Origin of the sequence: Sorangium sp. So ce726, assembly GCF_051521405.1 — a bacterium.
In the GTDB taxonomy this organism is placed as follows: domain Bacteria; phylum Myxococcota_A; class Polyangia; order Polyangiales; family Polyangiaceae; genus Sorangium.
Window position 1 is genome coordinate 7,563,527 of record NZ_CP150349.1, and the last position, 14,193, is coordinate 7,577,719.

General features: G+C 70.1%; 9 protein-coding genes. 5 read left to right on the forward strand and 4 right to left on the reverse strand.

Annotated elements, in window-relative coordinates; translation table 11 throughout:
• Positions 1-42 precede the first annotated feature (42 nt).
• Together WME79_RS28180 and WME79_RS28185 are read left to right on the forward strand one after the other, a co-directional pair.
• Positions 43-2,235: a chorismate-binding protein gene (locus WME79_RS28180; protein WP_437520909.1), complete on the forward strand. Its 2,193-nt coding sequence runs from the start codon at positions 43-45 to the stop codon at positions 2,233-2,235.
• Positions 2,236-2,266: 31 nt separating this feature from the next.
• Entirely contained in the window at positions 2,267-4,480 is a 2,214-nt protein-coding gene (locus WME79_RS28185; RefSeq protein WP_437520912.1) for an anthranilate synthase component I, read from the forward strand.
• A gap of 488 nt (positions 4,481-4,968) precedes the next feature.
• Here WME79_RS28185 and WME79_RS28190 read toward each other — a convergent pair whose 3' ends face one another.
• A complete protein-coding gene (locus WME79_RS28190; RefSeq protein WP_437520915.1) occupies positions 4,969-5,796 on the reverse strand; it encodes a GNAT family N-acetyltransferase in 828 nt (275 codons plus the stop codon).
• 289 nt (positions 5,797-6,085) lie between these two features.
• Between WME79_RS28190 and argG the strand changes: the two genes are divergently transcribed.
• Positions 6,086-7,438, forward strand: a complete 1,353-nt coding sequence (gene argG / locus WME79_RS28195) for an argininosuccinate synthase (protein WP_437274770.1) — start codon at positions 6,086-6,088, stop codon at positions 7,436-7,438.
• 110 nt (positions 7,439-7,548) lie between these two features.
• Positions 7,549-7,908, forward strand: coding sequence for a phage holin family protein (locus WME79_RS28200; RefSeq protein ID WP_437520919.1), 360 nt, complete (start codon positions 7,549-7,551; stop codon positions 7,906-7,908).
• 16 nt (positions 7,909-7,924) lie between these two features.
• Here WME79_RS28200 and WME79_RS28205 read toward each other — a convergent pair whose 3' ends face one another.
• Entirely contained in the window at positions 7,925-8,908 is a 984-nt protein-coding gene (locus WME79_RS28205) for an aldo/keto reductase (RefSeq protein ID WP_437520922.1), read from the reverse strand.
• A gap of 49 nt (positions 8,909-8,957) precedes the next feature.
• A complete protein-coding gene (locus WME79_RS28210) occupies positions 8,958-10,673 on the reverse strand; it encodes a MutS-related protein (RefSeq protein WP_437520925.1) in 1,716 nt (571 codons plus the stop codon).
• 190 nt (positions 10,674-10,863) lie between these two features.
• Here WME79_RS28210 and WME79_RS28215 point away from each other — a divergent pair, with 190 nt between their 5' ends.
• Positions 10,864-11,772, forward strand: coding sequence for a BON domain-containing protein (locus WME79_RS28215; protein ID WP_437520928.1), 909 nt, complete (start codon positions 10,864-10,866; stop codon positions 11,770-11,772).
• A gap of 228 nt (positions 11,773-12,000) precedes the next feature.
• Here WME79_RS28215 and WME79_RS28220 read toward each other — a convergent pair whose 3' ends face one another.
• On the reverse strand, positions 12,001-13,656 hold the full coding sequence (locus WME79_RS28220; RefSeq protein WP_437520930.1) for a protein kinase domain-containing protein: 1,656 nt from the start codon (positions 13,654-13,656) through the stop codon (positions 12,001-12,003).
• Between the last annotated feature and the right edge of the window lie 537 nt (positions 13,657-14,193).

The following is a 14,193-nucleotide window of genomic DNA, read 5'->3' on the forward strand; positions in this document are numbered from 1 at the left end:
TGCATTGACGGCCTCGATGCGGGCCCCAAGGCGAGCTTCGCCGTGAAGACACTCCTCATCGACAACTACGACTCGTACACCCACATCCTCGGGCAGTACCTCTGGGAGGTGAGCGGCGAGGAGCCGATCATCGTCAGGAACGACAGCCTCTCGCTCGCCGAGATCGAGGGCCTGGAGCTCGACAGCATCGTCATCTCGCCCGGCCCCGGCCGCCCGGAGCGCCGGGCCGATTTCGGCGTCTGCGCCGAGGTGATCGACGCGCTCGCCGGGACGGCGATCCTCGGTGTCTGCCTTGGCCACCAGGGGCTCGCGGCGCGCTTCGGCGGGCGCATCCAGCATGCCCCGCGGGTCATGCACGGCAAGATCGTGGAGATCGAGCACGACGGCGCCGGGCTCTTCGAGGGCGTGCCCAGCCCGTTCCAGGTGGTGCGCTACCACTCGCTGATCGTCGGCGACGGCGAGCTGCCGGCGGAGATCCAGGTGACCGCGCGGACGCGCGGCGACGGGCTCATCATGGCCCTCCAGATCAAGGACCGACCGTTCTACGGCGTGCAGTTTCATCCCGAGTCGATCGGCACCGAGCACGGCAAGAAAATCATCAGCAATTTCAAGAACATAGCCATGAACACGCCGCGCGACCGGAGGGGCGCGGCGCTTCAGCGGAGCGCACGCGCGCCGGGCCTCTCCGCAGGCGCGCTGGGCGCTTGCGCGCCGGGCGCGCGCGCGCGGCAACGCGGGCGCGTGCGTCATCTCCGGCTCCCGTGGATCGATCCCGAGCGGGCCTTCGCCGGGCTCTTCGCCGCGGCCCCTTACGCGTTCTGGCTCGACTCGAGCGCGGCCGGCCGTGACGGGCGCTTCTCGTTCATGGGGAGCGCGACCGAGGCGATCGAGAGCCGCGGCGCCGCCGTGACGCGGCGGAGCGCCGGAAGCCCTGGGGACGTCCTCACCTCGACCCTGTCCGACGGGAGCCCGTTCGCCGCGCTCCGGCGGGAGCTCGCCTCGACATCGCTCGATCCCAGCGGCCTGCCCTTCCACTTCACCGGCGGCCTCGTGGGCTACCTCGGCTACGAGCTCAAGGAGCACCTCGGCTTCGGCGCGTCCGCCCACCCGCGCCGCGCGCTCCCGGACAGCGCGATGATGATCGCGCGGCGGATCCTGGCCTTCGACCACGTCGAGCGCGCTGTATACGCGTGCGCGATCGACGCGATCGACGACGACGAGCGTGCGTGGCCTGCGTCGCCCCCGTCCGGATCGTGGCTGGACGAGGTCGCGGCGCGCCTGCACGGTCTCCCAGCGCTCTCGGAGCCGCTCCTCCCGCCCGCCCCGGAGGGCTTCGCCGACCGGATCGCGCACGCGCCGCGCCTCTCGCGCCGGGAGCACCTCGACGCCATCGAGGCCATCCTCCGCGAGATCCGCGAGGGCGAGACGTACGAGGTATGCCTCACGAACGAGTTCCACGTGCCGATCTCGCTGGATCCTTTCGCCCTCTACCGCGTCCTGCGCCGCACGAACCCCGCGGAGTTCTCGGCCTTCCTCAAGCTGCCGGAGGGCGCGGTGCTCTCGTCCTCGCCGGAGCGGTTCCTGGCGGTCGACAGGGAGCGGCGGGTGCGCAGCGAGCCCATCAAGGGGACGCGACCGAAGGGCGCCACCGAGGAAGAGACCCTGGCCCTGCGCCGCGATCTCGCGACCAGCGACAAGGACCGCTCCGAGCTCCTCATGATCACCGACCTCGTCCGCAACGATCTCAGCCGGGTCTGCGCCATGGGCTCGATCGACGTCGAGGCGCTCGAGCGGATCACGGAGCACGCGACCCTGCTCCAGCTCTCCTCGGTGGTCACGGGCGCGCTGCGCGAGGGGAAGGGCGCGCTCGACGCGCTCGAGGCGTGCTTCCCCGGTGGGTCCATCACCGGCGCGCCGAAGCACCGGACGATCTCGATCATCGACGCGCTGGAGCGGCGCACGCGGGGCGTGTACACGGGCTCGATCGGGTACCTCGCGTACGAGGGCCCCATGGACATGAACATCGCCATACGGACCCTCGTCGCCGACGGCCGGGGGCTCAGCTTCGGCAGCGGCGGCGCGGTGGTCGCGGAGTCGAGCGCTGAGGCCGAGTACGAGGAGGTCCTCGTCAAGAGCTTCCCCCTGCTCCGCGCCATCTACCTCGCGGAGCGCGCCGCGGACGGAGGTCGGGCGTCCGCGCAAGAAGTGCGCGCGACGAGCGCGCAGCACGGATGACGCGCCCGACGGAGGCGTGCACGCGGCGAAGATGCCGGTACGGCGCGCATGCCGCACCGCGTATACTCATCGCACAAAAGGAGACGCGGTCGTGAAACGAGAGAGCAACATTACGCGGAGGGGCGTCGCGGTGCGGCGGACGGTCGAGGACCTCGCCGTCGACGGCGCCATCCAGCCCATCGTCGAGGCGCTCGACAGCCACCTCGGCGTGGTCCTGGCGTCCAGCTACGAGGTCCCGGGCCGGTACACGCGCTGGGACATCGGCTTCGTCGATCCGCCGCTCGTGCTCATCTCCCGGGGCCGCGACTTCCGGTTCACCGCGCTGAACGAGCGCGGGCGCGTGCTATTGCCGGCCATCGACGAGGCCCTCCGGGATCTCGACGCGGTCGCGGCCCTCGAGCGGCGCAGCGACGAGGTGGTCGGCGCGGTCCGGCCGCCGGGCGAGCGGGTGCCGGAGGAGCTGCGCAGCCGGCAGCCGTCGATCTTCTCGGTGCTGCGCCGGCTCATCGAGCTCTTCGGGGTCCCCGGTGATCCGCTCTTCGGGCTCTACGGCGCGTTCGCGTACGATCTCGCCTTCCAGTTCGAGCCCATCCGGCTCCGCCTGGAGCGCCCGGCGGATCAGCGGGATCTCGTGCTCTACCTCCCCGACGAGATCATCGCCGTCGACCACCGCCGCGAGCGCGCGACGCGCACGCGCTACGAGCTGAAGTTCGGCGATCGCTCGACCGAAGGGCTGCCGCGCGAGGGCGCGACACGCGCCTACGTCGGCGCCGACCACGCGCCCCAGAACGAGTACGCGCCGGGCGAGTACGCCGAGCTCGTCCGGGTGGCGCGCGAGTCCTTCAAGCGAGGCGATCTCTTCGAGGTCGTGCCGGGACAGACGCTCCACGAGCCGTGCCCGGTCGCGCCCACCGAGCTGTTTTACCGCCTGCGCGAGCGCAACCCGGCGCCTTATGGCTTCCTGATGAACCTCGGCAACGCCGAGTACCTGATCGGCGCCTCGCCGGAGATGTACGTCCGCGTCGAGGGCAATCGCGTCGAGACCTGCCCCATCTCGGGCACGATCCCGCGCGGCAGCGACCCGCTCGCCGACGCGGCGCAGATCGCGCGCCTGCTCGCGTCCGCGAAGGACGAGTCGGAGCTCACGATGTGCACCGACGTCGATCGCAACGACAAGTCCCGCATCTGCGTGCCGGGGAGCGTCCGGGTGATCGGGCGCCGGCAGATCGAGATGTATTCGCGGCTGATCCACACGGTCGATCACATCGAGGGCCGCCTGCGCGACGGCTTCGACGCGCTCGACGCGTTCCTGGCCCACACGTGGGCCGTCACGGTCACGGGGGCGCCAAAGGCCTGGGCCATGCAGTTCATCGAGGATCACGAGCGCTCGCCGCGCGCGTGGTACGGGGCGGCGGTCGGGATCGTCGGCTTCGACGGCAGCATGAACACGGGGCTCACGCTGCGCACGATCCGGGTCAAGGACGGCGTGGCCCAGGTCCGGGTCGGCGCGACGCTGCTCTTCGACTCCGATCCTGACGAGGAGGAGCGCGAGACCCAGGTGAAGGCGTCGGCGCTCCTCGACGCGATCCGGAGGCCGCGCGGCGTCCCCACGCCGCCTCCGGCGGCCATCCACCCGGTGCCAGGCGGCACGCGCAAGGTCCTCCTCGTGGATCACCAGGACTCCTTCGTGCACACGCTGGCCAACTACCTCCGGCAGACGGGCGCCGAGGTGGTGACGCTCCGCGCCGGCTTCCCTCACGAGGAGCTCGACGCCTACGCTCCCGACCTCGTGGTGCTCTCGCCCGGCCCTGGCACGCCGAGCGATTTCGATCTCTCGGGCACGCTCGCGGCGCTGCTCGAGCGGCGGCTGCCCGTCTTCGGCGTCTGCCTCGGCTTGCAGGGGATGGTCGAGCACTTCGGCGGCAAGCTCGGCGTCCTCGACTACCCGATGCACGGCAAGGCCTCGCAGGTGCGCGTGCTCGGCGGGCGCCTCTTCGAGGGGCTACCGCCCGAGTTCCGCGCGGGGCGCTACCACTCGCTCTACGCGTTGCGCGACGCGCTCCCTGCATCGTTGAAGGTCACGGCCGAGACCGAGGATGGAGTCGTGATGGCGATCGAGCACACGGAGCTGCCGCTCGCGGCCGTTCAGTTCCATCCGGAGTCGATCCTGTCGCAGGACGACAACGTGGGGCTCCGGCTCGTGAGGAACGCGGTGACCGAGCTGCAGCGGGACGGCCGGCGGTGACGGTCGAACGGTAAAGCGGGGCCCTGGCGGCGAAATCCGGGTCGCCCGGCCCCGGGTGAGGGAGTCGGACGCGCCGCGCCGCGCGGTACGGCGCACTCCCTCGCTCGGGCCTCACGTCTGCTTCATGATCCAACGGACCATCGCCCCCACCCGCGCGGTGGGGCGCACTCCCTCGCTCGGAGCCGGGCGTTGCGTCGGAGTCCGCGCTTCCTGGCCGGAGGATTGCCGATCTTCCGAAGGGCGATGAGGGCGTGACCGATTCGCGTCAGGCCACAAAATGAAAAAGCGCCGCCGGGGCCTCGGGGGGGGAAAGGCCACGCCAGCGACGCTGAACCAGAATATCAGCATGAGGCGTGCCATGGCGCACTTCCGTCATGGTCGGGCATTTCGCATGGATGTCCTGGGCGTTCATTTCGGTTCTGCACGAGCAGCGCTGCACGCCTGAAAGGCGCACCGACGACGACGAGGCCCGGGGCGCCGGGAGGGGCTCAGGCAGGCGCCTCTGGGCTCTCGCTCCGCCGCGTGAAGATCCCCTTGCTGTACGCCATGAAGAAGCCGAGGCGCATCGCGTTGCGCTCCGTGGGGATACCGGGGCGCGCGCTGATGCACGCCAGCTGACGACCCTGCTCGCGCACCCGCTCCAGGCGGCGGGCGATGAGCGCCTGCTGGATGCCGCGCTCGCGGAACGGGGGGAGCACCGAGGCGCCGAAGAGCGCGGCGCCCTCGCCAGAGATCTCCACGCTGCCGCCGCCGGCGGGCTCGCCGTTCACGAGCGCCAGGTACGAGTCGCATCCGGGGTACGCGACCACGCGGCGCGTGATCTCGAAGAGCACCGGCGAGATCGGCGCGTCCGCGGGCCGGAAGCCGCTCGTCGCGATCTCGATAAACACCCGGACCTGCGCCTCGTCGCCCGGATCGATGCGCACGATCTCCAGCTCCCCGGGGCCGCCATACGACACCAGCGCGCGGAGGTCCTCGTCCGGCGCGAGCTCGCGCGCCAGCACGTTCTCGAACTCGCGCAGCACGAACCCTCGATCGGCGAGGCCGCGCACCAGCGATCCATGCGCGAAGGGGCAGACCTCTATCCGCGGCTCCGCGCCGCGCGCCGCGTAGAACGCCACGAGGCGATCGAGATCCTCGCCGGAGACAGGCCCATCGAGCCCGAGCCCGACAGCGAAGTTTCCCCAGGAACCCTCTCCATCAAAGGCCATCCACCCGCCCGCGATGGGCTCAGCGCAGGCGACCACGGCAGCGATGCCGACCGCCAGCCGGCGCTCCTCGATCCGGGCGATCTCGGCGTACGACAGCTTCGGCATGGCCTTGCACCTCATCTGCGAGCAGAGCTCGCGTGACACGATGTCCTCCATCCTAGTCCCATGAGGCCCGGTCTGCGCCGTTTCGTGCAAGCCAGCGCGCTTCCGGCGGAGGCGCGAGACTGCCCGCGCGCGGGCAGGCGGAGATCGCGCGGCCGCGCCATCCCGGCGGAGCGGGCGGGCGGAGCCTCTGACGTCGCGCTCGCGCGCGCGCGCCATTCAAGCGCGCGCCTCCGCTGCCCCGCGATCTCCGCTCGCGCGCTCGCGGGCGTTGCGATTATGCTGCGCCGCCATGAGCAGGATCTTCCGTTCACTCCCCCCGGCGGGCACCCACCTCGGCATCGCGTTCTCGGGCGGCCTCGACACGCGCTGCGCGGTGGCGTGGCTCTCGCGCAACGGGCTCAAGGTGCACGCGTACACCGCCGATCTGGCGCAGCCGGACGAGGACTCCCCCGGCGACATCCCGCCGATCGCCCTGCAGCACGGCGCGGTCTCCGCCAAGCTGGTGGACTGTCGCGAGGCGCTCGTCCGCGAGGGCATCCTCGCCATCCAGTGCGGCGCCTTCCACCTTTCGACGGGCGGCAAGAAGTACTTCAACACCACGCCGCTCGGCCGCGCGGTGACCACGACCGCGATCGTCCGCGCGATGCGCGACGACGACGTCCACGTCTTCGGCGACGGCAGCACGCACAAGGGCAACGACATCCAGCGGTTCTACCGTTATGGCATCTTCGTCGACCCCTCGCTCAAGATCTACAAGCCCTGGCTCGATCCGAGGTTCGTGGGAGAGCTCGGCGGGCGCAAGGAGATGAGCGAGTACCTCGAGCGCCACGGGCTGCCCTACCGCATGGGGACGGAGAAGGCGTACAGCACCGATGCCAACGTGCTCGGCGCGACGCACGAGGCGAAGGACCTCGAGCACCTCAACACCGGGATCAAGATCGTCCAGCCCATCATGGGCGTCGCCTCCTTCCGGCCTGAGGTCGCCATCGAGGCCGAGACGGTGACCCTCGGGTTCGAGCGCGGCGTCCCGACGACGATCAACGGCAAGCGCTTCGGCTCCCTGTTCGAGCTGTTCGTCGAGTGCAACCGGATCGGCGGGCGCCACGGGCTCGGCATGAGCGACCAGATCGAGAACCGGGTGATCGACGCGAAGAGCCGCGGCATCTACGAGGCGCCGGGCATGGCCCTGCTCCACGCCGTCTACGAGCGGCTCCTGTCCGCCATTCACAACGAGAACACCCTCGACGTGTACTTCACCCAGGGCAGGCGCCTCGGGCGTCTGCTCTACGAGGGCAAGTGGTACGACCCCGAGGCCATGATGCTGAAGGACGCGCTCTCGCGCTGGATCGCCCCCGGCGTGACCGGCGAGGTGACGCTCGAGCTGCGCCGCGGCGACGACTACAACATCCTCAACACGCGCGCCGATTACATGGCCTATGCGCCGCACAAGCTCTCGATGGAGAAGGTCGAGGAGGCCTATTTCACCCCCGAGGACCGCATCGGCGCGCTCGAGCTCCAGAACCTCTCGGTGACGGACAACCGCCAGTTCCTGATCCACCTCATCGAGAGCACGCAGGCCCTCGGCCCGGGCGGCGCCCCCGCCATCGGCGAGCTGCTCGGCGGCGACAAGCCGAAGGAATGAGCCGGGGCGGCCGCTGAGCGGACGCGAGGTTGCGCCCGGCACCTCCCTGGGTCACGAGGAAGGTGCGAACGCCGGCCCGCCTGGAGCGGTGCCGGCCCAGGGAGGTGGTCATGAAGGCGCTCATCATCCAGGCACTCGCCGCGGGCCTCGCGGTCCTCGTCGGAACGAAGATCCTGCCCGGCGTGCGGATCCGCAAGACCCAGACGGCGCTCGTCGTCGCCGCCGTGTTCACCGTCCTCAACCTGCTGCTCGGCTGGCTCGTGAAGTTCCTGGTCGCGGTGGCGCTCCTGCCCGCCGCCGTCCTCACGCTGGGCCTGGCGTATCTCTTCTTCGGCCTGGTCGTGAACTCGGTGCTGCTCTACGCCACCGACAAGCTGATCGACGATTTCGAGATCCGGGGGCTAGGGCCGCTCTTCGGTACGGCGGCCCTCATCTCGTTCGCAGGATGGCTGTTGCCGCGCATCCTGTGAGCCCTCGCCCGGGCGCCTACCAGAGCTGGTGAACCTGAGGCCGGAGCCGCCGGTCGTAGATCTCGCGGATCTTCGCCATCGTCTCCGGCGGCACGGGCGGCAGGTCCGCCGCGCTCGCGTTCTCATCCACCTGATCGGGCCGCTTCGCGCCGGGGATCACGCACGTCACCGCGTCCTGCATCAGGATCCAGCGCATCGTCCACGCGCCCATGCTCACGCCGGCAGGCACGAGCGGGCGGAGCTCCTCGACGACCTCGAGGCCCAGGTTGTAGTCGACGCCCGAGAACGTCTCGCCCTTGTCAAACGCGGCGCCCTCGCGGTTGAAGTTGCGGTGATCGTCGGCCGCGAACCGGGTCGCTGCGCTCATCTTTCCGGTGAGCAGCCCCGAGGAGAGCGGCAGTCGCGCCAGGATCCCGACCTGCCGGCGCTTCGCCTCGGGGAAGAAGAGCTCGGCCGGGCGCTGCCGGAGGACGTTGTAGATGATCTGCACCGACTGCACGCCGGGGTACTCGATGGCCTTGAGCGCCTCTTCCACCCGCTCGACGCTGACGCCGTAAAACCGGATCTTGCCCGCCTTCACGAGCCTATCGAGGGCGTCAAACACCTCGGGCCGATAGTAGACGTCCGTCGGCGGGCAGTGCAGCTGGACGAGGTCGAGCGCGTCCGTCTCGAGGTTCTTCAGGCTTCGCTCGATGAAGGCCGTGAGGTTCCCCTCGTTGTAGCCTGCCGCCGTGTGCGGGCTCAGGCGCCGGCCCGCCTTCGTCGCGACGACGATCTCCTCGCGCCGCTCGCGCCTGAGGCGCGCGAGCAGCCGCTCGCTCCGGCCGTCTCCATACACGTCCGCGGTGTCGAAGAAATTCACGCCGCGATCGGCGGCGCGGTGCAACGCCGCGAGCGACTCCTTGTCGTCGACGTCGCCCCAGGTGCCCCCGATCGCCCAGGCCCCGAAGCTCACCGAGGAGACGCGGAAACCCGTCCTGCCAAGAGATCGATACTCCATGGCGGCGCATACAACCAGATTTCGCCCGCCACGGCGAGCGTGACCGCGCTCAGGCGGGCTCGACCCCGCGGCGGCGGTGCGCGCGCTTGCTGCGCTCGACGAGCGCGACGAGCTCCTCGCGCGTGACCCCGAGCCGCGCCGCCGTCCGGTGCGCGAGCGAGGTCCGGGCGACCCCGTCGACGAACTGGTATGTCGGCCACTGCTGCGCGTCGAGCTCGACCTGCAGGAACACGAGCCGATCGACCGGCCGCTCCCGCTCGAGCCGCGCCGCGAGCTCGAGGAAGTGCGTCGTGATGAAGGCCTGAGGGCGGAGCTCCGAGAGCAGCGAGATCACGAGCTGGAAGATCTCCTCGCCTTCCGATGGGTTCGTGCCGGAGCAGAGCTCGTCGAGCACCACCATGTCGCCGACCTGCATCGCCTCGAACAGCGACCTGATGCGGAGCAGCTCCATCCCGAGGCGGCCCTCGCTCTGATCGGCCTGCGCCTGCTCGATCAGCGACACGAAGAGCCCGTGGCACGGCGAGAGGCGCGCCTCCGCGGCCGGCACGAAGAAGCCCGCCTGCCCCATCATCTGGGCCAGCGAGAGCGCCTCGAGCAGCCGGGTCTTCCCCCCCGAGTTCGGCCCGGTCACGATGACGGTCGCGTCGTGGTGATCGGTCGCGATGTCGCACGGGATCGCGCTCACCGAGCTCGCCAGAAGCAGCGGGTTGAACAGCCCCTTGAGCTCGCGCCCGGGGCTCTCGCCGCGCGCGCCGCGCGCGCCGTCCGAGGAGCCCGGCGAGACGAGCTCGGGCAGACAGACGGAGAGCCCGGCCGCGCGGGCGCGGTCGCGCAGCGCGAGGCCGGCGAGGTAGAACTCGAGATCTCCGAGCAGCTGGACGAGCGCGACGAGATCGTCCTCGATGCCGTCGAACACGCTGTTGACGTGGCGGGTGAGCAGCTCGTCGTCGCTGAACCGGTACCCCCTCCACAGCATCACGAGCTTCGTGACCAGGCGCCCGAGCGGCGACTGGTAGAAGCGGTTCTCGCTGTTCTCGCGGATCGACAGGGCGTGCAGATCGCGGACATGGCCGTCGGAGCCGACGCGGATCCGGACGTCCAGCGTCGCGATCTCCTCGTCGTACGCGAGCAGATCCGCGAGGCGGCGGTACGCCTCGGTCTCGCGCACGGCCGCGCCGAACGCCGCGAGCCGCGACAGGCCCGAGCGAGCGCCCGCGAACCCACCGGCGAGCGCGTCGAACGCGTCCTTGGCGGCGGCGAGGATGTCCAGCCGGCGCCGGCTGCCTTCGCCGCGAGAGATGGGGATCGTCTCGAGCTGGGCCACCCAGCGGCGCAGCGCCGCGTAGGCGCGCTCGAGATCGCGGCGCTGCGCCTCCGACCCGGTGAGCTCCCGGAAGATCGCGCGCCGGAGCTCGACGGTGTCGCGATCGCTCGGAGGCTGGGAGAGGGCGCGGCCCAGCAGCGCCGGGCTCGGGATGTACGTGCGACCTTCGCTCGTGAAATGGAGGCAGCCCACGACGAGCTCGCGCAGAAAGACGTGCTGCGCGAAGCGGGCTGGATCCCACGTCGACGCGGGCAGCGACGCCGACTCGACGTGCCGCTCGAACGCCCCCGCGGGCGCGCCGCCCGCGAACGCGAACGCCAGCGACTCCTTGACCGCCCGCGCGTCGACCCGGAGCGCCGGCCGGTGCGAGAGGAGATCGGGCGCGGAGCGCTGTCCGGGCGGGGCGTCAGGCAGGGCGGGTTCCGGCGGCGCCGCGCTCACGACCTCGAGCCTACTACGATGCGTCGGGCCGGAGCGCTCGTCCGGTGTCCGGTGCCGCCGCTGCGCGGTGGCCAGGGAGGGTCTCGGCATGACCCCATCGACACGCGCGGCGCGCCGTTGTTCCCGGGCGGCCGGGAACGACCGAGTTCCTGGCACGACGTCTGCCTCGGTGTGCACCTGGAGATGCACCATGAGCTATCGCTGCACGATGAGCAGAATACGCTGGTTCTCCGGCCCAACCGTCCTCGCGCTCGCGCTCGCCGGCACCGCCTGCAGGAGCGAGAGCGAGAGAGCTGAAGGAGCGGTCCGCGAGCCCGGTAACCAGACGATCAGGAGAGGCGAACCGCCTCCGGGCCCGAACCAGACGCCCAGCAAAGATCTACGCGAGCAGGCCGGGCGCGTGGGCGAAAAGGCAGAGCAGCTCGCCCAGGAGGGCAAGGAGCTCGGCAAGGAGGCGCGAGAGCAGGCCGGGCGCGTGGGTGACAAGGCAGAGCAGCTCGCCCGGGAGGGTCAGCAGCTCGGCCAGGAGACGCGCGAGAAGGCCGAGCGCGTGGGCGAAAAGGCAGAGCAGCTCGCCGAGCGAGGGCACCAGGCGGGCCGCGATGTCAGCGACCAGATGAACAGGGTCGGCGAGCAGACCGGTGCGCTCAAGGACAACCAGGGCGCGCGCCCGCAGTCGGCGCCGCCTGCCGCTCCCAAGGACAAGGCCGCGCCGCAGCCCGCGCAACAGGGCCAGGCTGAGGGAGCCAAGAAGCAGGCCGAACATGCCGCCGCCATGGAGCGTGACGCCTGGATGAAGGCAGCGAAGGACGACGACTATCAGGTCACCTTCGGCCGCGACGGCTCGGTCATCGCCACGAAGGAGGCGAAGCGGACCGGCGCGCGCCCGTCCGACGAGACGCTCCGCAACGCGGTCGGCGGCAAGCTCGCGGACAGCGATCACGACGCGGTGAAGAAGCTGCACGTCACGGTGCGCGACGGCGTGGTCACGCTGAAAGGCAACGTCGCCAGCGTGAAGGAGGCGACCGAGGCGGTGAAGGAGGCCATGGACGCCGATGGCGTCACCAAGGTGATCGCCTACCTCCATCACGGTTCATGACGCCCGTGAGGTCGTCGACCTGGCCGCGGTCTCGGGGTGCATCCGGTCGCTGACGACGCGCGGATGCACCGCCCGGATCGCCCACCTCTGCACCATGCAGAGCAGAGCGGCGGGCTCCCGCACAGGAGACGGGCCCAGATCGGCGTTTTCGGCGCGCAAGCGCACTCCGGTGCGCTGAGCACCGAAAACGTCGAGGTGGGCCCGTATCCGAAGCGGGTGACCGTCGCTCTAGTGCGCGAAGTCCTTGGGGCGCAGCTTGACGGAGCGCGCCACGGCCTCCGCGGGTGAGAGCGCCAGCATGAGCGTCTCATCGAAGCAGTCGGACCTCGACACGACCACGACCTGCGTGCCCACGGGCAGCTCGGTCTTGAGCGGCGTCTTGCCGAGCGTCTTTCCCTTCCAGCTCACGGTCGCGTCGGGCGGATCGCTCGTGATCATCACGCTCGCCTTGGGTCCCTCCTCGAGCTTCTTCTCGACGGTCTCCCCGGCCTCGGCGCCGCGTGAAGCGACCGCGACCGCAGGAGCCTCGAGGGCGGGCGCGCCCCTGTTCGCGACGTGAACCGCGCCGCCGATCAGCGCGACCAGCGCGGTCAGGGCGGACGCGCCGATCAGGTAGCCGCGCTTCGAGGCCGACGCGGGCCCGGACGTGGTCGCTCGCAGGCTCACCGAGTCGCTCACGGGGGTCCTGGGCCGCTCGACGCCCGACGCCCGCTCGACGCCCGACACGCGCTCGATGCCCGACCGGCTGGACTCACCGACATAGGGGAGCTTGCTGCCTGAGCCGGAGCTCGAGGGCGCCATCGCGACGCCGATGCCGCTCATCGTCACCTGGCTGGAGGCGTCGCTCAGCAGCGACGCGCTGGCCACCCGCTCGATCTGCGCCTTGATCTGCTGGCGTATGGAGGCCCGGCTCTCGGCGAAGATCCCCCGCATGCAGGCGCCGAGGAACTCGCTGCGGACGTCTTCGCCCGACCACTGAAGGTAGTTCTCGAGCACATCGCACATCTCCTGCGCCGTCGCGAAGCGCTTCGATGGCTCGCGCTCGAGGGCCTTCGCGGCGATCTGATCGAGCGCGATGGGGATCCCCGGAACGACGGTGGAGAGCCGCGGTATCTTCCCCAGCAGGAGCTGGTGCATCACGGTGATCTGATCGCCCTCGAACAGCCGCCGCCCGGCGAGGAGCTCCCAGAGCACGACGCCGACCGCGAAGATGTCCGCCCGGCGGTCCACCGTCTTGCCCGCCGTGACCTGCTCGGGCGCCATATACGTCAGCTTGCCCTTGAAGGTCCCGCTCTCGGTGCTGGAGGCGTTGACGACGGCCTTGGCCACGCCGAAGTCCACGAGCTTCACCGCGCCGTCGTACGTGACGAAGATGTTGTGCGGCGAGACGTCGCGATGCACGATGCCGAGAGGCCGACCGTCGAAATCGCAGAGATCATGCGCGTAATGGAGCCCGCGCAGCACCTCGGCCACGATGCGGATCCACGTGCCGCGGACCAGCCCACCCGTGCCGGACTCCCGCTCGACAGCCGCCTTCATGACGCGCTTCAGCGGCTGGCCCTCCAGGTACTCCATCACAATGAAGTAGCCGTCCCGATCGCTGCCGACCTCGTAGGTCTGGACGACATTCGGGTGGTTCATGCGAGCCGAGAGCTTGGCCTCGTCCATGAACATGAGGACCTGGCGATCCTCCTCGTCCCCGGAGCTGCGGAGACGCTTAACGACGACCAGCTTGTTCACCGAGGCGGGCCCGTGAGCCATCGCGAGGAAGACGTCTGCCATCCCGCCGCGGCCTAGCTTCGCGATGGGACGATACCGGCCGAGCCCAAGCTGGGTCGGCGTGTCTCTCAAGATCGACGCTCCGTGTTCTCCGATCACACTCACCTCAGTGTGCAAAATTCAATAATTGTGCGCCCGAGTCAATGCGAAGAGTTTGCGTCCTCGCCATCAAGAGAAAACATGCTCCAATGAAGTGAATGGCCCACAACCGTATGAGCAAGAGCGGCAGGAGACGACATTCGAACACACACGCTCACGCCCACACGCGAACACCGCACCCCCGCACGTAGGTCACGCGCTGCGCTTTACCTGCTGCGCTTTACCTGCTGCGCTTTACCTGCTGCGCACTAGCCGCTGCGGGTTACGTGCTGCGTGCGCAATTCGCCGCTGGCCGGGGAGGGGCCGTGCAGCCGAGCCCTGAGGTGACTCCCTTCCCGGTAGCGCCCGCGCCAGGTCGATCGCATTGGAAACACGGGGTCCGCTGCGGGCGTTGATATAAACGTAACAAGGGATACGCCACGCGCAATCCGTCACGAGACGATCGCACGAAATTCCCGCAGCGTTCCGCACCGGACGCAACACGCCACGCGCGTCCGCCGCGGCTCGATGACGATGATGAGGATGACGCCTGGGAGCGAGGCG